Below are 21,822 nucleotides of genomic sequence, written 5' to 3'. Positions count from 1 at the left end.
AAATTTCTCCATTAAAGTTAAATAGTCACGCACCATTTAGCCATTCGTGACCACTGCATCCTTAATTGACAACTTGACTTTAAATACTAATCCCCAAATACTAATCCCCGCTGTGATAAAAGTTTTACACGGTCTAGGCCCATTACACTGAAGAACTTTATTTAACTGACAAGTTATTGCTGAGTGAAACTTTAAGGTTTGTTATAGTTACGCCATGCACACCCTATCATCCCTTCGCGCTGGTCAATTGGCCGGCATCAAACGCCTTGATCTTTCATGTGGCCTGACAGACTTTCCAAGAGAAATCTTTGAGCTTGCCGAGTCATTAGAGATTCTCAATCTATCGGGCAATGATTTATCCAGTTTGCCCGACGACTTACCTAAACTACACAAACTGCGCGTAATTTTTTGCTCGAACAACAGCTTAACTGAAGTGCCAGAAGTATTGGGACAGTGTGCCAATTTGGAGATGGTAGGCTTTAAAGCTAACAAAATACGTAGCGTACCTGCAGCATCTTTGCCGAATAAGCTTCGTTGGCTAATTCTGACCGACAATCAAATATCTACATTACCTAGTGAGCTAGGAGCATGTTTGCACTTACAAAAACTTATGCTAGCCGGCAATCAGCTACAGGATTTACCATTACAGATGGCTGCCTGTACCCGATTGGAATTACTGCGCATCTCAGCGAATCGTTTTTCACAATTACCTGAATGGTTGCTATCGTTGCCGCGTCTTGCATGGCTTGCTTATGCGGGAAATCCATGTAGCGATGCCAACGAAGCCGCCGTAATGGCCAAACAAGCTATTAGAAACATTGATTGGAACAGTCTGGAATTGCAACACCCTTTAGGTGAAGGTGCATCAGGTGTAATCTATCGCGCAAATCATCGATTGACTGGCATCGATTCTCCTGTAGCAGTCAAGCTATTCAAAGGCACTTTAACCAGTGATGGTTTAACACGTAGCGAAAAAGCTGCCTGCATTGCAGCTGGAACACATAGTGGATTGATTCCTGTCATTGGAAAAATCAGCGGGCATCCTGAGAATATACCGGGATTAGTAATGTCGTTGATCGACCAGAGTTTCCGCAACCTCGCACAGTCGCCAAGCCTGGAATCTTGCACACGCGATTGTTATCCCGTAGAAAACAGATTCACATTGACCACTACTTTGAATATCTCACTGAGGATTGTGGAAGTAGCAGCACATCTACATGCTCGTGGCGTGATGCACGGTGATTTATATGCACACAACATTTTATGTAATGAGCAAGGCAACTGTTTGCTTGGTGATTTTGGTGCAGCATCGTTCATTCCACAGGACGATGTGCGTCAAAGCACTGGTCTGCAATGCATAGAAGTACGTGCGTTTGCTTGCTTATTGGAAGAATTGCTGGATCGTTGTGATTCTATGCTTAAATCGCAGCATGTCTTTGACTCAATACGTACCTTGCAGCGACGATGCGCTCAACCAGAGGTTAATGAGCGCCCTTTATTTGATGAAATTCAATCTGAACTAAAGGTCATAGAGCAGTTATATATAGTGCAGTTATGTGAAAATGATAAACCTGATTAGCGTAAATATTGAACGGCAGTTGATAGCCGCACAGCCCCAAATGATGTCTAAATCCATCTACTCGAGAACAGATACTCTCCTGGCATTTGCTCATCTGGTATTTACTCATCAAGGCTCAAAATTCACCCAAACTTTTAATATGGGTCATGACACTACGCCCTAATGCATGTAATGAATACCCGCCTTCAAGCGCGGATACAATACGGCCATTGGCATGGCGTTTGGCAATATCCTTGAGCATTTCAGTGACCCATAAGTAATCGCTTTCACGCAAGGCCAGTCCACCCATGTCGTCTTCACGATGTGCATCAAATCCTGCCGAAATCAATATCATCTGCGGCTGGAAACGCTCTAAAGCAGGTAGCCACTGTTCTGTAATCGCATCACGAAACTGCTCCCCTGAACTACCGGCAGCAAGCGGCACATTAATGATGTGGTCATTGCCGCTGTCAGCACCGCAATATGGATAATATGGATGCTGAAAAGTCGAGCACAACATCACGCGGGGCTCATCATGAAAAATATCTTCAGTACCATCACCGTGGTGAACATCAAAGTCGGCAATGGCTATTCGCTCCAAGCCATGATGTTCAAGCGCATGCGCTGCGGCGACTGCTACATTATTGAAAATGCAAAATCCGGATGCCCCTGCACGCTTTGCATGGTGGCCAGGCGGGCGAATATTACAAAATGCATTTTGCACCTCACCTGAAATGACTAAATCAACGGCCTTAACCACTGCACCACAAGCGTACAAAGCCGCATCTAAGGTATATGGATTCATCAAGGTATCACCATCAAGATCGATAAGTCCTGATTCCGGAGAATGGTTAAACACCCATTCGATATAATCTTGAGTGTGTGCCAGGGCCAACACTTCTTTGCTTGCCTTCTGTGCTTCATAATGGCTAAGAAAATCAAACAGTCCAGAAGCGATGAGTTGATCCTGAATAGCATGAATGCGTGCCGGGCATTCAGGATGGCCTATCCCCATGTCATGTTTAAGAAATTCCGGATGCGTAATGTAAGCAGTCTGCATGAAGGCTCACTTACAATACTTTGTACACATTTTTGATGCTACTGTCTTCCGGGTTAACTACAGCAGTAAAACCTAGTCGCTTCATTAACTTCAGCATGCTGGCATTGTTTTTTAACACTTCACCCTCTATCCGCTTTAATCCCTTGGTTCTTGCAATGTCCATCAGTGAGGTCATTAATTTATGGCCTAGCCCTGTGCCACGCATGCTATCAGCTACCACTAAGGCAAATTCGCAGCTTTCACCGTCCGGGTTAATAGCGTAGCGCGTTACACCTAGCTCAATTTCCTTATCCTGTTCAACTTTTACCGCGATTAATGCCATCTCGCGACTATAGTCAATTTGTGTGAATCGTACTAACAAGGTTTCACTAAGCTGCTGAACACTTTTCATAAAACGGAAATAGCGTGATTCTTCAGATAGATTTTGCACAAAATCCTGCACCAGCCAAACATCTTCTGGACGGATCGGACGAATCACCACATCGGTTCCATCTGCCAGCTGCCAATTGCTGACGAGATGGGTTGGATATGGAGAAATGGCCATGTGAGCATAACGATCAGCACTAGCAGGTCTAACATCTACCACTATTCGCGCATCTGCAGCCAGTACGCCATGTTCATCTAATATCAGCGGATTAATGTCCATTTCCATGAGCATCGGCAATTCGCAGACCATTTCAGAAACCCTTAGCATCACACTTTCCAGCGCCTCCATATTCACTGGCGGCATGTTTCGGAAAGCACCCAGCATTTTGGCGACACGGGTACCATGAATCAGATCTTTAACCAAAAATGTATTCAGCGGTGGCAGTGCTACTGAACGGTCTCCCATAATCTCTACTGTTGTGCCACCCGCACCGAATGTAATGATTGGTCCAAATACAGGGTCGTTAGTGACGCCCATCATCAATTCACGCCCATTTGGTTTTACCACCATTGGTTGAATGGATATGCCATTAACCTGCGCGTCTGGGCGAATACGTTTAACACGTTCGATGATTTCATGATAAGCCGCGCGCACATCTGGTGCATTGGCTAAATTGAGCATCACACCACCAACATCAGACTTATGCGTAATGTCCGGTGAATTGATTTTCATAGCTACGGGAAAACCTAACTGTTGCGCAATCAACAAGGCCTCATTCGGAGAACGTGCCACCATAGTTTGCGCTACAGGAATATGAAAAGCCGACAACAATGCTTTTGATTCCATTTCACCTAAAATCTTACGTTTTTCCTGCAGCGCGCCTTCAATAATCATACGCGCACTTTCTACATCCGGCTCTAAATGATGGGCAAGTGGTCCTGGCATCTGCATCAAAAGTTTCTGGTTTTTATGATAGGCAGAAAGGAATGAAAATACATCTAAAGCCGATTCAGGATTACGAAAACTTGGTTTTTTCGCACGATTAAATGCAGCACGAGATTCTTCTACTTGTGCCTCCCCCATCCAAGAGGTAAGCAAAGGCTTTTTATATTGATTGGAAAGCTCAATTACCACATTAGCCACTTCTAAGGGTTTTGTCATTGCCTGCGGCGTTAATATGGTAAGTACGCCATCAACATTAGGGTCTTCCAAACATGCTTTAACAGCATACTGGTAACGATCTGCTTGGGCGTCACCAATGACATCTACAGGATTGCCATGTGACCATGTTGACGGAAGCACCTGATTTAGCGTTTCAATAGTGTGATTTGACAAATTTGCCATCACCAATCCAAGGTCAATGGCATAATCTGTTGCCATCACGCCGGGGCCACCGCCATTGGTGACTATAGCCAATCGGTTACCGGTTGGGTCAAAGCCGCAAGAGAGTGCCTTAGCTGCAGAAAATAATTGCGTGATAGTCTGCACGCGGACCACACCAGCGCGACGCACGGCAGCATCAAAAGCATCATCAGATCCTACGATAGAAGCCGTATGTGAAATAGCTGCTTTAGAAGCTGCTGCATGACGCCCGACTTTAACCAAAATCACTGGTTTTATACGAGCCGCCGCACGAATAGAACTCATGAAACTGCGGGCATCATGAATGCCTTCGATATATAGCAAGATGCTATGTGTTTTAGTATCAGATATCAGGTAATCGAGAATCTCGCCAAAATCCACATCTACCGAAGCACCCATCGATACAACACTGGAAAAACCAACATCATTTGACTTTGCCCAGTCTAAAATAGCGGTACACAAGGCCCCAGATTGCGAGATAAAAGCGATATTACCAGTGATTGCACTGCCTTTATTAAAAGTGGCATTCAGGCCGATATCAGGTCGCATTACCCCAAGGCAATTTGGGCCAATCAAGCGAACGCCATATTGTCGTGCGTTTTCCAGAACCGCAAACTCAAGCGTCTTACCTGCATCACTTGCCTCACCAAAACCAGCAGTAATGATGACTGCAGCTTTAACATTATGTTTGCCACATTCTTCAATAATGCCAGGCACAGATTGCGGCGGCGTAGCGATAACTGCCAGTTCAACGGGTTCAGTGATTTGAGAGATAGAAGAATATGCTTTGCAGCCCTGAACCTCTGCGTGATTTGGATTAATAGGGTAAAGCTTACCCTGATAACCACTTTGCAGCATGTTTTGAAACACGATTTGCCCGACCGAGTCAATTCGGTCGCTGGCACCAAATACAGCCACTGATTTTGGGGCGAATAAAGGCTTGAGATGATGCTGACTCATGTTTTTCAATTGCCGCTAATAAATAAGCTGTTATGTTAGCGCATTGCGATAAATTAAATATGACATATCGCAAGAATCCCCAAATTCGCGCTAACTAGCCATTGGATATAATAAGCTAATAAATTATGATGAGTTTTTATAATTAGTGCCAAAAAATTCCATCATCATAAATTCTTCCAAGCCAGCGTTATCTTCGGGACGTGCTGATTGAACAATCACCCGTCCCAGGCGTTGCGATTCCCAATTAAAATCACCTTGGTAATGTTTACGAATCAAACTGATCATTTTTTTAATCATCACCAACCTTACATCTTGCCCTGTGCTGGCTTCAACCTCAAATGATTCGCGCCTTGAGTTACTGTAATCGTTAGTCCATCCGCGGAATGAAAAAGCTGCATGCCTTCCACCCAAACTGGTAATTTCAAAAATACCATTCGTACCATTTTTAAAGTTATTCTTGATTCTTTCATCTCTCACTTGCTCTGCAGATGGGCCAATTTCTCTTGCAACAGCTTCCGCATTTTGCTTGGCAGCACTGGTTTCTGAAGCTAGTCTTTTTGCCTGCTGCTGTTTGACGTAAGATGCCATATCGGTTGGTATATCCTGAATGCTTTCTTTTGGTGAAATAATTTCAGGTGCAGGCTGTGGAGTAGCAATCACGTTGGGTACTGAAAATGCAGGTGGCTTAGAATCCTGGCTAGATTTCTGTGTAATCACTTTAGTTTTGACAGAGGGTTTGTTAGGCTTTTTTTCCGGCTGCTTAACGGGCTCTTCAATTGGTTTTTCTACTGGCAGAATTACTTCTGGCGGCTTTGGTGGCGCCAGACTAACCTCCATGGCAGTTGGCGGTAATGCAGCAGCATTATCAAACTGAATCTGCGGCAGCACTAAAAACAATATCAGTCCATGCACTAACAGCGAAAAAACAATCGCAAACAAAACGTTGCGACTGATATTAATACGAATCAGCTTATCGCCGCGCGGCTTAAGCATAAATTGGTCAAAACTTTCTGGTGATTGCTTGATTTCCATGAGTAACTAAAAACGCATGTCAGCCCAAGTTTTCTCAAGGCGCTTAATTGAAACTGGAAACGGCGTTTTAAGTTCTTGTGCAAATAGTGAAACGCGTAATTCTTCAATCAGCCAGCGATATTCAAGTAAGTCTTGCGGAATATCCAGATGCGCAAGGTTCAGCGCATTGATTTTATCTTGCCACTTTTGCCATAAAGCGCCAACGCTGGCGGCATTTTTACCGTCACGGTCTGGGTTTGCAGGCTGCTTTTCTATTCTTAATCTGAGTGCCTTTAAATAACGCGGCACATGCTGCAGCTGTTCCCATGGCGTTTGGCTAAAACAGCCTTTGTACACAAGCAAACCAATTTGCTGCTCACAATCGCGCTTTAACCGATTCACCGTTGCAGGCATTTTACTTTGCTGAACAGTCAGTAATTGATACTCCGTCGCAATTGCCTGTGCTTGTCTGGCAACAGCCTGGCTTACAGCTGGCAGACGCGTTCTTGCTCGCGCTTTTAACTTCATAAAATCGGCATTGGTGCGTGGCAACTCATCCTCACCAATAAATGCACGGTCTGCAATGGCTAACAACATATCTTCACGTAAATCTTCAGGTGACATGATATTTCTTAGTGTCAGTGCGTATTGATTAAAATTAGGCAGGCTTTTTTCAAGTTGCTTCATTTGCTCTTTTAGTTCAAAGCGCATCAAACGGCAGATACCTTTGCGATGATTAATCGCCGCTTCGCGCTCAGTATCAAACAACTTCACCGAGATGCTATCTTCATCATCCTCTAGCGCGGGGTAACCTGTCACCTTTATGCCATCACGTTCAAAGCTCAGCGTCGCTGGCAAGTCGCCAAAATTCCACTGTTTCAAACCTGTTTTTTCAATGTCCGGTGACGTATTTCTAAACGTCAGCTGTGCCGCAGAGCCGAGTTGTTTTTTTAACGCGTTCCAATCGCGCCCCATCGCCAACTCTCGTCCTGCATCATCCACTATGCTAAAGTTCATTAATAAATGTGCTGGCGTTTCCTCTGTCCAATCTTCTATGGCGATTTTTAAGGTAGTAACCCGCTGAATGTGGGCGGCTAGCACTTGTTTTATCGCACCTTCACCAATCTTGGTCTGTTCTAAAAAGCTGGTCACAAACTCTGGCACAGGCACACACACGCGTCGGAAAGTTTTAGGTAAAGCTTTAATCAAATATGTAATTTTTTCGCGCAGCATGCCAGGCACCAGCCATTCTGTTGGCGCGGAATCAAGCTGATTCAGAAGCGCCAGCGGAATGGTAGCAGTCACCCCATCCAACACATGGTCTGGTTCAAAGCGATATTTCAACGCAATTTCAGCGCCACCTAACAACATTTTTTCTGGAAACTGCACTGCAGTAATCGCATCTGCGCCATGGCGCATCAAATCATCTCGCGTCAAATACAATAACTTAGGATTCAGTTTTTCTGCGCCCTCTCGCCACTTTTCAAAGGTTGCGGCCTGGCAAATATCCGCCGGGATTTTTGCATCATAAAAAGCAAATAACTTGTGCTCATCTACCAGCACATCCTGACGGCGCGCTTTATGCTCTAATTCTTCAACTTCTGCAATCAGGCGCTCATTTGCAGTGAAAAATACAGCCCGGGTATCGAACTCACCATTAGCCAGCGCCTCGCGAATAAATATCTCGCGCGACTCTGCTGGGTTAATTGGCCCGTAATGCACGCGGCGTTTAGGGATAATGGTAAGGCCGTATAAGGAAACGCGTTCCCATGCGTTGACCATTCCCATTTTTCTATCCCAACGCGGATCTGAATATTGGCTTTCAGTTAAACCCCGCGCTAATGGCTCTATCCAATCAGGTTCAATCTTGGCTACACAACGCGCATACAGCTTGGTGGTGTCCACTAGCTCGGCGGCAATCACCCATTTTGGACGTGTTTTTTTGAGTGTAGAACCAGGCGCTACGAAAAAGCGAATGCCGCGAGCCCCTGCATATGAATCGTTGTCGCCATCTTTAAAACCTATATTACCTAACAAACCAGCCAAAAGCGCTTTATGAATCTGCTCAAAATTTGCTTCTTTTTCGTTGAGCTTAAACTCCATTTCGTCAGTAATCTGCTTGATTTGACCATGCAGTTCACGCCACTCTTTTAAGCGTAAAAATGACAGAAAATTACTATGGCACTGGTTAAGTAAATCTTTGTTGGATTTTTTTGTTTTCAACGCATTGTCAAAAAAATCCCAAAGTTTGAGGTAACTCATGAAATCTGAGCCTTCACCCGCAAACTTTGCATGGGCATTATCCGCCACTTCGCGCTTATCCATTGGCCGCTCGCGCGGATCTTGTATGCTCAATACACTGGCAATAATCAAGATTTCAGCCAAACAGCCCTCACGTTTGGCGGCCAGAATCATACGGCCTACGCGTGGGTCTAATGGCAGTTTAGCAAGCTGCAAACCCGTTTCTGTAATTTGACGCCTGCTATCCACTGCACCGAGTTCTTGCAATAGTTGATACCCATCATTAACAAGCCGGGACGAAGGCGCTTCGATAAACGGAAACTCAGTGACATCACCCAACCTTAAAGCTGCCATTCGTAAGATAACGGAAGCAAGCGAGCTGCGTAAAATCTCGGGTTCAGTAAATTCAGGGCGACCGTCAAAATCCTGCTCAGAATACAATCGCACGCAAATACCGTTAGAAACACGCCCGCAACGCCCTGCACGTTGCTTGGCTGCTGCCTGGCTAATCTTCTCAATCTGCAACTGTTCAACTTTGGCACGTGTGCTGTAGCGGTTCATCCGCGCCAAGCCTGCATCAATCACATACTTAATACCTGGCACAGTTAGCGAGGTTTCCGCCACATTGGTCGCCAATACGATACGGCGCGTATGATGCGGTTTGAATATTTTTTGCTGGTCTTCTATGCTCAAACGCGCAAACAATGGCAGCACTTCAATATGTTTAAGTTTAGTTGAGCGTCCTTGGTATTTTCTCAGATGATCTGCGGTATCTCGAATTTCGCGCTCACCTGGCAAAAACACCAAAATATCGCCATCGCCCCCATTATCAGTACTAAGCCGTAATAAATCATCCGCCGCGTCTAAAATGGCCTCTTCAATGGCTTCTTCTTCATCATCCTCTTCAAACCAACGCGCTTCTGTCTTGGTTTTTCTAGCAATACCAAAGATAGTTTCGTCATCCATATCGAACTGAGCATTGTCAGTTTCAGCGGTTTCTCTCGCACGAAAGCCTGCTTTTCCTAACGGACGATATCGAATTTCGACTGGATAAGTACGGCCTGAAACTTCAATAACAGGTGCGCCATTGAAATGCGCTGAGAATCTATCGGCATCAATCGTAGCAGAAGTAACAATGATTTTTAAATCGGGGCGCTTTGGTAATAGTTGCTTTAAATAACCGAGCAGAAAATCGATATTCAGGCTACGCTCGTGTGCCTCGTCAATAATAATAGTGTCATAAGCGTTGAGAAATTTATCGCCCTGCGTTTCAGCCAATAAAATACCGTCAGTCATCAACTTGATATAGCTGGAGTCAGTAATTTTGTCGTTAAAACGCACTTTATAGCCCACCACCTCACCCAGCGGGCTTTGCAACTCCTGAGCAATACGTGAAGCAACCGAACGAGCAGCAATACGGCGCGGTTGCGTATGGCCGATTAAACCAGAAACTCCTCGCTTTAATTCAAGGCAAATTTTTGGAATCTGCGTAGTTTTACCAGAACCAGTTTCACCGCAAATGATAACAACCTGATTTTTAGAAATTGCATCAGCGATTTCATCTTTTTTTCCGCTGACTGGAAGTTCTGGCGGATATTCTGGATTAGGTAAATTACTAAGGCGTGATTGATATCTGGCTTGTGAAGTGCGTATTTTTTGTGCAACTTCACCTAGCAAACGATGTGCTTTTACAGCGGATTTTTCATCTTTTAATTTTTGCAAATCCGCTGCATCACGCAACTTGCGGCGCAATGCATGCCGATCAGCCAACATACAACTTTGCAAAGCACTTGCTAAATTAGCTGAGTTTGATGCAACAGGGATTGGATTTGCAGGTTTATTCACATTCATAGGCGGGCATTTTAACATGCTAGCGATATAGCTTTACTCGCTTATCACCTAATCTGCAAAAACCTTTCTCCACAAAGCTTTAACAGCCACAGCATGATCAGTCACTGACGACATCTCTACTCTTAAATGCGCAGCACCTTGCAACTTGAGCATGTGCTGGGTATGTCGATAATCCCGATAAGCAAGCACGACTTTTTCAGCCAAATCCTGCTCGATAATATTGAGTGATGCTAACAGCTTGAGCAATCCGATATTGCCGATATTACCAGTGAGTTGCGGGTACTGTTTGGCATGAGCAAGTACTAAATACTGCACTAAAAACTCCACATCGATAATACCACCAACGCTGTGTTTAATATCAAATATATCCGCAGTTATATGTTGTGCTGAGCGCATTTTTTCGCGCATAGATTGCACTTCCACCTTTAATTTCGCTGCGTCCCGTTGTTGTGTCATCACCTCTATACGAATTTTCTCAAACGCTTCGCCTATCGATTGATCACCCGCCACAAACCGTGCGCGGGTAATAGCTTGATGCTCCCATACCCATGCTTTATTTAATTGGTAATCTCTAAAAGATGTCACACTGCTTACCAGCAGGCCGCTGTTGCCATCTGGGCGCAGTTGCATGTCGGTTTCATAAAGTAGCCCGGCAGAAGTCAAACTGTTAAACCAGTTATTGATGCGCTGTGCAAAGCGCGCATAAACTTCACCCGCTTCAGGGGCATCATCTTCATAGAGAAATATAATGTCTAAATCAGAGGCATAACCCAGTTCCTTGCCGCCTAATTTTCCATAGCCTATCACAGCGAATTTTGGAATATCTAGATGTCTTCCACGCACATTTGGCCAAATGATTTCCATGCTCATCGTTAGAATCAAATCAGCCAGTTCGCTCAGGTAATCTGACAACTTCTCAGGGCTTAATTCTTCGTTGATATCCTGTGCCGCAAAACGAAAAATATTGGCGTGCTTAAAGTGACGAAATACATCCATCTGCCGTTCTATGTCGCCTTCGGCCTCCGCTAAATCCTGAATCAATTCAGCACGTAATGCGAAGAAATCTGGCGCGGCGTAAAGCGTGCGCGTATCCAGAAGCTCATCTAAAAGTATCGGGTGCTGCACTAAATAGTTGGTCAACCACGGACTGCTACTACATAATTTGACCAGTAAATGCATGGCTTGAGGATGCTCGGCCAGCAATGCCAAATAACTGGCACGGCGACATATACTTTCCAGCAAGTCAGTCACTCTCAGCAAAGTAGTGTCAGCGTTTGGCATTTCGGCAGCCTGTGAAATAGCCAGCGGCATCAGGGTATCAAAACGTAAGCGGCTTAATTCAGGCAAATGACAATAACGGCTGCTTTGATGCAAAACGTTTAATCTTCTTAAGGTTTCTTGCACCTCTATAAAACCCATCTTTTCCATAGCAGACAAGGCTTCTTGTTCTGCTAGCGTTCTATTCCAGATGGTTTTTTCCAAGTCCAATTCATCTTGGCTTACATTAGCAACGCTAAAGGTTGCATCAAAATGTTGCTGCACTTGCTGACGATAGCTATTTAATTTTTCTGAAAATTCTGCCCAATTTTTAAAACCCATGGCTTTTGCAATGCGCACTTTTGCCTCATCAGTTTTAGGCAACTCTTGCGTTTGCGCATCATCCACATACATCAGCCTATGTTCCAGATTACGTAAAAACTCGTAGGCTACACTTAACTCATCAACTGTATTTTCTGACAATAACCCTTTGTCTTTTAATAGCTTTAACACTTTAAGCGTCGGTTTAATTTGCAGACTAATGTCTTGCCCACCACGGATGAGCTGAAACACCTGAGCAACAAACTCTATCTCACGGATGCCACCGCGGCCGAGCTTGATGTTGTCATGCATACCTTTACTATTCACATCGCGCTGGATTTGAATCTTTAAATCACGCATGCTTGCATAGGCGCCATAATCCAGATATTTACGAAATACAAAGGGCTTCAGTAGTTTTGATACTTGCGAACCTCCGGTGACTTCGCGGCCTTTTATCCAAGCATAACGCTCCCATTCACGACCATAATTTTGATAGTACTCTTCCAGCGCGTCTAAATTCGAAACCAAAGCCCCTTCGCTACCAAACGGCCGCAAACGCATATCCACTCTAAATACAAAACCATCTTCGGTAATCTCATCAATCGCAGCGATAAGCTTTTTAGCCAAGCGTGTAAAAAAATCCTGATTACTAATCAATTGTTTACTAACCGCAAGTTCATTTTTTGTTTCGCCTTCAGACTCATAGGCAAAAATCAAATCAATATCTGATGAAACATTGAGCTCACCGCCACCCAGTTTCCCCATACCAATAACAATAAAACTTTGCGGGTTGCCTTGCATGTCCATGGGCTGCCCATGCATATCTACCAACCAAGTGTTAAGGAAATCAATCGCAGTATTAATTGTACATTCGGCTAAAGATGAAGTTGTTCGCATCACCTCTTGCAGACTATCAGTTTCAGAACCAGCCAAACCATTCAGGTCACGCACAATGATTCTGGCCATGACATGCTGACGCAAAAGTCGCAAAGCGCGTTTTAAAGAGTTTTCATCAAAAATATTTTGTTGTGACAAAAAAGTTTGCATGTCACTTAACAGGTACTCTTGATGCAGATTTTGTAGCAAATCATGCATTAAACCAGCATCTTTTATGAATAATCTGGCTGCAAAAGGACTGCAAGCTACAGCGTGATGAATACAAGCCTCATCGCTAGACGCGGGGCGGTCTTCAGATAATAAATTTTCGAGTGTTAGCATAGATTATTTAAGGTAATATGACGTTTACAATTTTGTAACAACTTGTTTTTTGCAGCTGGTTTTTACAGCTGATTTTTACAAAAGAAAATGAGATTTTTTCTTAACCAAATTATAAATGTGTAAAAGCGATTTAAGGGGATTTTCAGCATGTCAATTGAGTCAGTTCTTCATGAAAACCGTGTTTTCGAACCCAGTGCAGATTTTGTAAAAAATGCAAATGTTTCTGGTATGTCAGCCTACAACGCTTTGTGCCTGGAGGCAACAACCGATTACGAAGGCTTCTGGGCTAAATTAGCACGCGAGCTGCTGGTATGGCATAAACCTTTCACTAAAACGCTTAATGAAGATAATGCGCCATTCTATAAATGGTTTGAAGATGGCGAGCTTAATGTATCTGCCAACTGTTTAGACAAACACTTGGAAACTATCCCCAATAAAATCGCCATTATCTTTGAGGCCGACAATGGCACTACGATTAATGTCACCTTCAAAGAGCTTTACACCCAAGTTTGCCAGTTTGCCAATGGCTTAAAAAAACTTAATCTCAAAATAGGTGATCGCGTCATTATTTACTTGCCGATGGGTATTGAAGCCGTGGTGGCCATGCAGGCCTGCGCACGGTTAGGCCTAACACACTCTGTGGTATTTGGCGGCTTTTCAGCCAAAAGCCTGAACGAGCGAATTATCGACGCTGGTGCCGTGGCAGTCATTACGGCAGATGGTCAATTCCGTGGCGGCAAAACTCTGCCATTAAAAGTGGCTGTGGATGAAGGCATCGCAATGGGTGGCTGCGAGTCGATTAAAAATGTAGTAGTGCTTAAAAAAACCGGACAAGAAATCAATTGGAACACCAACAATATTTGGTGGCATGAGCTTATCAGTGATGTTGCCGACACATGTGAACCTGTGATGCTGAATGCAGAACACCCGCTATTTTTGCTTTATACCTCCGGCAGTACAGGCAAGCCAAAAGGCGTGCAACACTCATCCGCAGGCTATTTGCTACATGCCATAAACAGCATGCGCTGGACATTTGATATTAAAGACAATGACATTTTTTGGTGTACTGCCGATGTAGGCTGGATTACTGGCCATACCTATGTCACCTATGGGCCTCTAGCCATGGGCGTTACCCAAGTAGTATTTGAGGGCATTCCAACTTATCCGGATGCTGGGCGTTTTTGGCAGATGATTGCAAAACATAAAGTATCGATTTTTTACACTGCGCCAACGGCTATTCGCTCCCTCATTAAAGCTTCTGAAACTACACCAACGACCCACCCTAAAAATTATGATTTATCAAGCTTACGCATACTGGGCTCAGTAGGTGAACCGATTAACCCTGAGGCTTGGATGTGGTACTTTGAGAACATCGGCGGCAGCCACTGCCCTATTGTTGATACATTCTGGCAAACAGAAACAGGCGGTCATGTGATTACGCCACTGCCAGGTGCTACCGCATTGGTGCCAGGCTCCTGCACATTACCATTTCCCGGAATTGACATTGACGTAGTTGATGAAACTGGCAAAGACATACCTTGGGGCACTGGTGGTTTATTGGTGATTAAAAAACCATGGCCTTCGATGATACGTACCATCTATAACGACCCCGAGCGCTATAAATCCAGTTACTACCCAGTAGATTTAGGAGGAAAAATTTATTTGGCAGGCGATGGCGCAGTGCGCGATGCTAAAACTGGCAACTTCACTATTATGGGACGCATTGACGATGTGCTGAATGTTTCTGGTCACCGTTTAGGTACCATGGAAATTGAATCAGCATTAGTTTCAAATCATCTTGTAGCAGAGGCCGCAGTCGTTGGCAAACCACATGATATTAAAGGTGAGTCTGTGGTGGCATACGTGGTACTTAAAGGCGCTCGCCCTGAAGGTGAAGATGCGAAGAAAATCGTCGCAGAACTGCGTGACTGGGTAGGCAAAGAGATTGGCCCAATCGCTAAACCAGATGAAATCCGCTTTGGTGATAACTTACCCAAAACCCGCTCAGGAAAAATCATGCGCAGACTGTTGCGCACCTTAGCTAAGGGCGAAGAAATCACTTCGGACATCTCAACACTAGATAACCCTGCCATTTTGGAACAGTTGAAAGAAGTGGTAAAGTAAGCGATGAATCATCATAAATCAGCTTATAAAATGAATAAATCCAGATGTATTCGTGTGTTAATTTTAGGCAATACTAAAAATAGTTAATACCATGATTTCGTTATATACTTTATTTAAAAAATTTAAATGGTATTCAGTTTTGACGTATTGTAAAGCGTCAAATAGGATGCCTACTTTACGTTAAGCTTTTTAGCAGTATCAATTCAAAGGGGAAGTTATGAGTGAGCAAGTGAAAGCAATGGATGAAAAATTTTGTAGCGAGTGCGGAGCTGTAATAAAAGCAAAAGCCGAAATCTGCCCAAAATGTGGTGTCAGGCAAGCTGGGCAATCTACAGCTATCAATCTTGGTTCAGTTGCATCAAATGGCAAAAGTAGAATTGCGGCTGCATTATTCGCTTTTTTTCTTGGCGGGTTTGGCGGTCATAAATTTTATCTTGGTCAAGTCGGGTTAGGTATCGTATATCTAATCTTTTTCTGGACATTAATCCCAGCCATCATTGCTTTTATTGAATTTATTTTATTTCTCACCATGAGTGATGAAGCATTCAATCAAAAATATGGTCAAGCCTAACCCATCAGAACATGGCAGAACATGAGCATGGAACATGTGGAACATGGGGTCATGGGAACATGGGGAACATGGGGTCAGGTCTTGCAATGACGCATAATTGAGTTATACTCCAACTCATGGCGAGACCTCTGAGATTAGAATTACCTGGCGGGTTATATCATGTAACCTCCAGGGGGAATGCAAGAAGCGAAATTTATCTTAATGACGAAGATAGATTGAACTGGCTTGCATTGTTGAATGATGTCTGCGAACGATTTAACTGGATTTGCCATGCCTATTGTTTGATGACTAATCATTATCATATTGTCATAGAAACAATAGAAGGAAATCTTTCAAAAGGTATGCGTCACTTAAACGGCGTTTACACACAAAACTTTAATCGCCACCATCATCGCGTCGGTCATGTATTTCAAGGGCGATATAAAGCCATTTTGGTAGAAAAAGACCATTACTTACTGGAATTATGCCGTTATGTGGTACTGAATCCCGTTAGAGCGAAAATGGTAAATGATGTGGAAGACTGGCCATGGAGTAGTTATCTGGCGACAGTTAATCAAACCACACCGCTAAAAAGCTTGCAAGTCGATTGGTTATTAAGTCAGTTTGACGCTAATAAAGATCAGGCAATCGTTACGTATCAGAATTTTGTTCGCGCAGGCGTTGGTTTAGCTCCTATTTGGGAAAGGCTTAAGAATCAGATATTTCTTGGCAATGGCGACTTTGTGGAAAGATTGCAATGCCTCATCAAAGCAGAACCAAACGCGTTAAAAGAAATCCCTAAAGCTCAAAGAAAACGTTCAGGGCAACCTTTAGCTTATTATGTTCAAACTGTTACAAATACTAAGAATGCTATGAAGCAGGCTTATGAAACTGGAGACTATACGATGCAACAAATTGCTGATGCTTTTGATGTGCACTATTCAACTGTCAGTCGAGCAGTTAATCAAGCTAAAATCAAAAATGATTGATTGCAAGACCTGACCCCTAATTCTGCTACATAGCTTTTGTAGGCATAACCTAGCTATTCAAGTTGAATTGATTGACTTCCCTGCTTAAGCAATTAGTGGTGCCTGCACAATAGGTCGAATGATCAGCCGCAAACAATGTCTGCCGAAATTCTCAACTTCGTTAAAAAATATTGCGCAGAAAAAATGTACGCCACTTAAGCTAATCATTTCAAAACTATAGCCAATATGAGAAAGAAAGCGTAGATTGGGATTAACGCTTTTGCCTTCCATTAACGAGGTTTCTGCCAGCTGCGGCAAAACTGTTGAAATGTGCTGCCAAGTCAAATTGCCGGGAGCACAATCTAACAGTTCAGCTGCGGCTTTATTGCACTCGCGAATAGTACCATTATCGTAAAGTGTTAATATGGCTGTTTCTTCTTCACTATGACAAATGCTGCCACTATTAAAACTAGAAGAAACCACACTCGCGAATTCCTGCTTTGTATAATCAAGATAGTCTTTTTGTCTGGTTCTCATTGATTCACCTCAGCTTCGGCTGCCAGCCAGTCTTCTAATTCATGCCCAGCTTCAAAACCTCTTGCTTCAGCTTTGTAATAAGCGCATTCAGCAATTAGGCAGCTCTTGTCTACCAAGCCTAGTTCTGGTTTGGATTTTTTCTTAGAATCAGTCTCAGCTTCAATACCAATGACTGGAAGTGGGTTTTGCCTAATCATTTGTGTTACTTTTGAAAGTTCCATAATGTCCTCCAATTGAACAGAGTAAAGACTGACGGGTATAGATTCAATGGAAAGAATCCATAAGCGTTTTGCGAGGAAGTGCCGTCGAAGTTTGCAATCTACAGGACTGCTTTATTCGAGTAAATTAGTGCAAGCACGTAAGTGTTGGCCCTTATATGCATAGAGACCAGAAAAAAATATATTTCATGCTAGATGGCACTTCTAAGGGCATGGTGGTTTATGCCAATTTTCTTTCTTATAAAAATTAGTTCTATATTTTTCAATCACTTAAACAGACGCGGAATTTTTCAGGATTGAATAGCCCTTAGGTCGACTCCACTATCGCTACAGGAACCAAAAACGACAAGAATCAAATTGTTATTCTATAAGGGTTTATCATGCATGCCATACGTCAACCTGCTGTAGCTGGCACTTTTTATCCTAGGGATGGGAAGGTATTAGCCAACGAAGTTGTGTCGTTTTTAAATGCGGCGACACCCGCTATTGATCACGTTTCACCAAAAGCAATCATCGTTCCGCATGCAGGCTACGTTTATTCTGGCCAAACAGCCGCCAGTGCTTACGCATGCCTGTCTCCAAGTCGCATGACCATCAAACGTGTCATATTATTAGGGCCAGTGCATCGGGTTCCTGTGCGCGGCTTGGCCTTACCAGATGTTGAGGCTTTTGTGACGCCATTAGGTGAGATTAAACTCGACCAATCAGCCATGACATCCATTGCCGGATTGAATCAGGTAGTGGTCAGCTCCCCTGCTCATGCGCTGGAGCATTCTCTGGAAGTGCAATTGCCATTTCTGCAAACAGTACTGAACGATTTTCAGTTAGTACCGCTAGCGGTTGGCGACGCCACACCAGCTGAAGTTGCAGAAGTGCTGGATACCCTTTGGGGCGGTCCAGAAACGGTCATTGTCGTAAGTTCTGACCTTTCTCATTTTTTGCCTTATGAAATGGCGCAACTTGTAGACAAAGAAACGGTGCAGAATATACTCAGGTTAAACAATACACTGACTCACCATCAGGCTTGTGGCGGTACACCAATCAATGGTTTACTTTTAGCAGCAAGGCATCATCACCTAAAACCTAAATTACTGGAGTTGTGCAATTCTGGAGACACTGCGGGTGATAAGAACCGTGTGGTTGGTTATGCCTCATTCATATTCATAGAGGAAACCAGCAATGCCTGAAGCGCCTGCTACCGCAACAGAAAATCCTGGCAAAGTGCTGATGCCCATTGCCCGCGCCACTATTTCCAAAGCGTTAGGAAGGCCGTACGGTAAAACCAACGAAGATTTTCCATGGTTGCAAGAAAAAGGTGCGAGTTTTGTGACGTTAACCCAAAACAATCGGTTACGTGGCTGTATAGGCACTCTCGAAGCACACCGCCCTTTGCTGATCGATGTTAAAGCTAATGCCCAATCTGCTGCATTCCGTGACCCACGTTTTCCAGCTTTGACAGAAGCTGAACTGAATATCACGCAAATTGAAATTTCGCTATTGTCAGCCATGCAAGCATTAGCCTTCTCTAGTGAGGAAGATGCTTTAGCACAACTGCAGCCAGGCGTTGATGGCATTGTGTTTGAATTCGGCAGTTATCGCAGCACTTTTCTACCGCAAGTATGGGAGCAGTTACCTGATGCCAATATTTTCATGGGTCATCTAAAAAACAAGGCTGGCTTACATCCTGATTTTTGGGACGAGGAAGTCAAACTCTATCGTTACTCGGTAAGTAAATGGAAAGAAAATGATTACAAAAGAAGTTGAAGTCTTAAGCAAAAAGGCATGATTGTGATTAAAAATTATGATTGAAAACTCTGCTTACCTTGGTCGCTACTGGCACATGCTGGATGACGGACGTATGCAATGCGACTTATGTCCGCGTGACTGCAAACTGCATGAGGGGCAACGCGGCGCCTGCTTTGTGCGCATGCGTCAGAATAACCAGATGATACTCACGACTTATGGACGCTCATCAGGCTTCTGTATTGATCCCATCGAGAAAAAACCGCTCAATCATTTTTATCCTGGCAGCAGTGTGCTGTCTTTCGGCACAGCCGGCTGTAATCTGGCGTGCAAATTCTGCCAGAACTGGGATATCAGCAAATCCAAGGACATGGATCAGCTAATGGATCAGGCATCGCCCAATGCGATTGCCAGTGCGGCTGAAAGTTATGGCTGCAAGAGCGTTGCGTTTACCTATAATGACCCGGTCATTTTTGCTGAATATGCTATGGACGTTGCTGATGCCTGCCATGCCCGTGGAATCAAAACCGTGGCAGTTACCGCAGGCTATATGCATGATCAAGCCAGACGGGATTTCTATGCAAAAATAGATGCAGCAAATGTAGACCTGAAGGCGTTTACTGATGATTTTTATTTTAAACTGACGGGCTCGCATCTTCAGCCTGTGCTGGATACCTTATGCTACCTTAAGCATGAAACGGACGTTTGGTTTGAAATCACGACATTACTGATTCCAGGTCAAAACGATTCGAATGAAGAAATAACCGCCATGTGCCAGTGGATTAGAAATGAATTAGGCGTTGATGTGCCACTGCATTTCTCGGCATTTCACCCTGATTACAAAATGGCAGACATCCCTGCAACGCCTGTTACCACGCTAATACGGGCAAGAGACATTGCCATTCATGAAGGGTTGCAATTTGTCTACACTGGTAATGTGCACAATCAGGCAGGCGATACGACTTTTTGCCCCAACTGTAACACCCCGCTCATTGTGCGCGACTGGTACCAAATCAATCAGTACCTTCTAACCAAAGACGGACACTGCCCAGACTGTGGCATCACCATCGCAGGACGATTTGACCAGCATGCAGGAAATTTTGGCAGGAAGCGTATACCCATTGCCATTATGGAACATGTCTGATTAGGAGAGTACATTGCCAGCTACTATTGAAAAACTTGTTCGAATTCCAGTAGATGATGTAAATATAGAAGGCATGTTGAAACTGCCCGATAATGCCCGTGGCATCGTGCTATTTGCCCACGGTAGCGGCAGTGGCCGCCACAGTTCGCGCAACAACTATGTTGCCCAAGTGCTGATAAATAGAGGCATCGGTACGCTGCTGATGGATTTACTCACCCCAGAAGAGGGTATGGACTACCAAGCTCGCTTTGACATCCCACTGCTGACCAGTCGCCTGCTTGCAGCTACTCACTGGGTAAAGACTGAAGAACTTACCAAAAACCTCCTGATTGGTTATTTTGGTGCCAGCACAGGGGCCGCTGCAGCATTGCAAGCCGCAGCGGTTTTAAGTGATGGCACTGTTTTTAGTGATTACATTAGTGCCGTAGTTTCCCGTGGCGGTCGCCCAGACTTGGCAGAACAAAACTATTTAGAAAAAGTAAGAGCGCCTACTTTACTGCTGGTGGGCGGACTAGATGATGTAGTGATTGAACTAAATCGCGAAGCCTACAAGCTAATGCACAATAAAAAAGAATTATCAATTATTCCCGGGGCTACGCATTTATTTGAAGAATCTGGCACTTTGGAAGAAGTCGCTTATCAGGCAGCTGCATGGTTTACCCTATCTAGAGACTGTAAAAAAATCTGTGTAAATGATATTTTACCAATGACTTTTAAAAGGAATTATCATGGCCACAATCAACAAGTCTATAAAAGACCTACCGCAATTACCCGTTGAGCTAGTTGAACAACTCGCAAGCTTTGTTAAAACGGAACAAGACCTCAGTTTAATCACCAATCAGCTCATGAAACAAGTCGTTGAACGAGCGCTCCAGGCAGAACTCAGCCATCACCTAGAGGTGGATAGTGCCACAGGCAATATTAAAAATGTAAAAATGGGGTCAGACACGATTTATAAAGCTATGACCTCCGTTATGCCTCATAAAAATCGTGTCTGACCCCATTTTTACACCAACCCCATTTTTACACCATTTTTACATTATCTGGCGCGGATGCTGTGGAATACGTTTAAGCATCGCCCATTGGCGTAGTTGTGTGTCATTCTGATTTTGTTTTTGCATCATGAGCTCATTGATTGGATAACGTGTTAATAGTGTCAATCTGTATAAAATTGACTATACATTTTTACTGCGACACAATGTGACGCTAACTAATGAAATTCTACACTTTTGCCTACTAAGAGCTACCCATCTTTGATGGAAATTTCCCTATGACTGCATTCAAGCTCTTATATGTACTATTATTAGTTCTGCATGAGTCATGACCACTTTG

16 protein-coding genes are annotated in these 21,822 nt (G+C 43.9%); 9 read left to right on the top strand and 7 right to left on the bottom strand.

The window, feature by feature from the left end:
- Positions 1–214: 214 nt before the first annotated feature.
- Complete coding sequence (locus Q8J82_RS10275) at positions 215–1,579, top strand: leucine-rich repeat-containing protein kinase family protein (protein ID WP_305328246.1); 1,365 nt, start codon at positions 215–217, stop codon at positions 1,577–1,579.
- Positions 1,580–1,694: 115 nt separating this feature from the next.
- Here Q8J82_RS10275 and Q8J82_RS10270 read toward each other — a convergent pair whose 3' ends face one another.
- The 5 genes from Q8J82_RS10270 to glnE all read right to left on the bottom strand — a co-directional run bounded on the left by Q8J82_RS10270 (position 1,695) and on the right by glnE (position 13,206).
- Positions 1,695–2,618 carry a histone deacetylase family protein gene (locus Q8J82_RS10270; protein ID WP_305328245.1) on the bottom strand — a complete coding sequence of 308 codons (924 nt, stop codon included), beginning with the start codon at positions 2,616–2,618 and terminating at the stop codon, positions 1,695–1,697.
- A gap of 10 nt (positions 2,619–2,628) precedes the next feature.
- Positions 2,629–5,307, bottom strand: a complete 2,679-nt coding sequence (locus tag Q8J82_RS10265) for a bifunctional acetate--CoA ligase family protein/GNAT family N-acetyltransferase (protein ID WP_305328244.1) — start codon at positions 5,305–5,307, stop codon at positions 2,629–2,631.
- Between the two features lie 123 nt (positions 5,308–5,430).
- Positions 5,431–6,339: a hypothetical protein gene (locus Q8J82_RS10260; RefSeq protein WP_305328243.1), complete on the bottom strand. Its 909-nt coding sequence runs from the start codon at positions 6,337–6,339 to the stop codon at positions 5,431–5,433.
- Between the two features lie 6 nt (positions 6,340–6,345).
- Positions 6,346–10,332 carry an ATP-dependent RNA helicase HrpA gene (gene hrpA, locus Q8J82_RS10255; protein WP_305328322.1) on the bottom strand — a complete coding sequence of 1,329 codons (3,987 nt, stop codon included), beginning with the start codon at positions 10,330–10,332 and terminating at the stop codon, positions 6,346–6,348.
- 126 nt (positions 10,333–10,458) lie between these two features.
- The gene (gene glnE / locus Q8J82_RS10250) at positions 10,459–13,206 is read right to left on the bottom strand and encodes a bifunctional [glutamate--ammonia ligase]-adenylyl-L-tyrosine phosphorylase/[glutamate--ammonia-ligase] adenylyltransferase (protein WP_305328242.1); all 2,748 of its coding nucleotides are present in this window, start codon (positions 13,204–13,206) and stop codon (positions 10,459–10,461) included.
- 147 nt (positions 13,207–13,353) lie between these two features.
- Here glnE and acs point away from each other — a divergent pair, with 147 nt between their 5' ends.
- The 3 genes from acs to Q8J82_RS10235 all read left to right on the top strand — a co-directional run bounded on the left by acs (position 13,354) and on the right by Q8J82_RS10235 (position 16,869).
- Positions 13,354–15,330, top strand: coding sequence for an acetate--CoA ligase (gene acs / locus Q8J82_RS10245; protein WP_305328241.1), 1,977 nt, complete (start codon positions 13,354–13,356; stop codon positions 15,328–15,330).
- Positions 15,331–15,568: 238 nt separating this feature from the next.
- Positions 15,569–15,901: an NINE protein gene (locus Q8J82_RS10240; RefSeq protein WP_304908815.1), complete on the top strand. Its 333-nt coding sequence runs from the start codon at positions 15,569–15,571 to the stop codon at positions 15,899–15,901.
- A 116-nt stretch (positions 15,902–16,017) separates the two neighbouring features.
- Complete coding sequence (locus Q8J82_RS10235; protein ID WP_305328240.1) at positions 16,018–16,869, top strand: transposase; 852 nt, start codon at positions 16,018–16,020, stop codon at positions 16,867–16,869.
- Positions 16,870–16,953: 84 nt separating this feature from the next.
- Here Q8J82_RS10235 and Q8J82_RS10230 read toward each other — a convergent pair whose 3' ends face one another.
- Both Q8J82_RS10230 and Q8J82_RS10225 read right to left on the bottom strand, forming a co-directional pair.
- A complete protein-coding gene (locus Q8J82_RS10230; protein WP_305328239.1) occupies positions 16,954–17,385 on the bottom strand; it encodes a hypothetical protein in 432 nt (143 codons plus the stop codon).
- Positions 17,382–17,606 carry a DUF2934 domain-containing protein gene (locus Q8J82_RS10225; RefSeq protein WP_305328238.1) on the bottom strand — a complete coding sequence of 75 codons (225 nt, stop codon included), beginning with the start codon at positions 17,604–17,606 and terminating at the stop codon, positions 17,382–17,384. The genes Q8J82_RS10230 and Q8J82_RS10225 overlap by 4 nt, the downstream gene beginning before the upstream one ends.
- A 377-nt stretch (positions 17,607–17,983) precedes the next feature.
- Between Q8J82_RS10225 and amrB the strand changes: the two genes are divergently transcribed.
- The 5 genes from amrB to Q8J82_RS10200 are packed head-to-tail and all read left to right on the top strand — an operon-like array spanning position 17,984 to position 21,488.
- On the top strand, positions 17,984–18,790 hold the full coding sequence (amrB, locus tag Q8J82_RS10220; RefSeq protein WP_305328237.1) for an AmmeMemoRadiSam system protein B: 807 nt from the start codon (positions 17,984–17,986) through the stop codon (positions 18,788–18,790).
- The gene (gene amrA / locus Q8J82_RS10215; RefSeq protein ID WP_305328236.1) at positions 18,783–19,367 is read left to right on the top strand and encodes an AmmeMemoRadiSam system protein A; all 585 of its coding nucleotides are present in this window, start codon (positions 18,783–18,785) and stop codon (positions 19,365–19,367) included. Before amrB ends, amrA begins: the two co-directional genes overlap by 8 nt.
- Positions 19,368–19,404: 37 nt before the next feature.
- Entirely contained in the window at positions 19,405–20,490 is a 1,086-nt protein-coding gene (gene amrS / locus Q8J82_RS10210) for an AmmeMemoRadiSam system radical SAM enzyme (RefSeq protein WP_305252506.1), read from the top strand.
- Between the two features lie 13 nt (positions 20,491–20,503).
- Positions 20,504–21,268, top strand: a complete 765-nt coding sequence (locus tag Q8J82_RS10205; protein WP_305252505.1) for a dienelactone hydrolase family protein — start codon at positions 20,504–20,506, stop codon at positions 21,266–21,268.
- A complete protein-coding gene (locus Q8J82_RS10200; protein WP_305328235.1) occupies positions 21,219–21,488 on the top strand; it encodes a hypothetical protein in 270 nt (89 codons plus the stop codon). Before Q8J82_RS10205 ends, Q8J82_RS10200 begins: the two co-directional genes overlap by 50 nt.
- The last annotated feature ends 334 nt before the right edge of the window (positions 21,489–21,822 follow it).

It is taken from the genome of Methylotenera sp. (assembly GCF_030684185.1).
Taxonomy (GTDB): domain Bacteria; phylum Pseudomonadota; class Gammaproteobacteria; order Burkholderiales; family Methylophilaceae; genus Methylotenera.
Note: the sequence above shows the minus strand (reverse complement) of the source record. Positions and strands in the feature narration are given on the sequence as shown.

Coding starts and splice junctions, on each gene's coding strand:
- Q8J82_RS10275 (WP_305328246.1), top strand. CDS start 215: ATGCACACCCTATCATCCCTTCGCGCTGGTCAATTGGCCGGCATCAAA.
- Q8J82_RS10270 (WP_305328245.1), bottom strand. CDS start 2,618: ATGCAGACTGCTTACATTACGCATCCGGAATTTCTTAAACATGACATG.
- Q8J82_RS10265 (WP_305328244.1), bottom strand. CDS start 5,307: ATGAGTCAGCATCATCTCAAGCCTTTATTCGCCCCAAAATCAGTGGCT.
- Q8J82_RS10260 (WP_305328243.1), bottom strand. CDS start 6,339: ATGGAAATCAAGCAATCACCAGAAAGTTTTGACCAATTTATGCTTAAG.
- hrpA (WP_305328322.1), bottom strand. CDS start 10,332: ATGTTGGCTGATCGGCATGCATTGCGCCGCAAGTTGCGTGATGCAGCG.
- glnE (WP_305328242.1), bottom strand. CDS start 13,206: ATGCTAACACTCGAAAATTTATTATCTGAAGACCGCCCCGCGTCTAGC.
- acs (WP_305328241.1), top strand. CDS start 13,354: ATGTCAATTGAGTCAGTTCTTCATGAAAACCGTGTTTTCGAACCCAGT.
- Q8J82_RS10240 (WP_304908815.1), top strand. CDS start 15,569: ATGGATGAAAAATTTTGTAGCGAGTGCGGAGCTGTAATAAAAGCAAAA.
- Q8J82_RS10235 (WP_305328240.1), top strand. CDS start 16,018: ATGGCGAGACCTCTGAGATTAGAATTACCTGGCGGGTTATATCATGTA.
- Q8J82_RS10230 (WP_305328239.1), bottom strand. CDS start 17,385: ATGAGAACCAGACAAAAAGACTATCTTGATTATACAAAGCAGGAATTC.
- Q8J82_RS10225 (WP_305328238.1), bottom strand. CDS start 17,606: ATGGAACTTTCAAAAGTAACACAAATGATTAGGCAAAACCCACTTCCA.
- amrB (WP_305328237.1), top strand. CDS start 17,984: ATGCATGCCATACGTCAACCTGCTGTAGCTGGCACTTTTTATCCTAGG.
- amrA (WP_305328236.1), top strand. CDS start 18,783: ATGCCTGAAGCGCCTGCTACCGCAACAGAAAATCCTGGCAAAGTGCTG.
- amrS (WP_305252506.1), top strand. CDS start 19,405: ATGATTGAAAACTCTGCTTACCTTGGTCGCTACTGGCACATGCTGGAT.
- Q8J82_RS10200 (WP_305328235.1), top strand. CDS start 21,219: ATGGCCACAATCAACAAGTCTATAAAAGACCTACCGCAATTACCCGTT.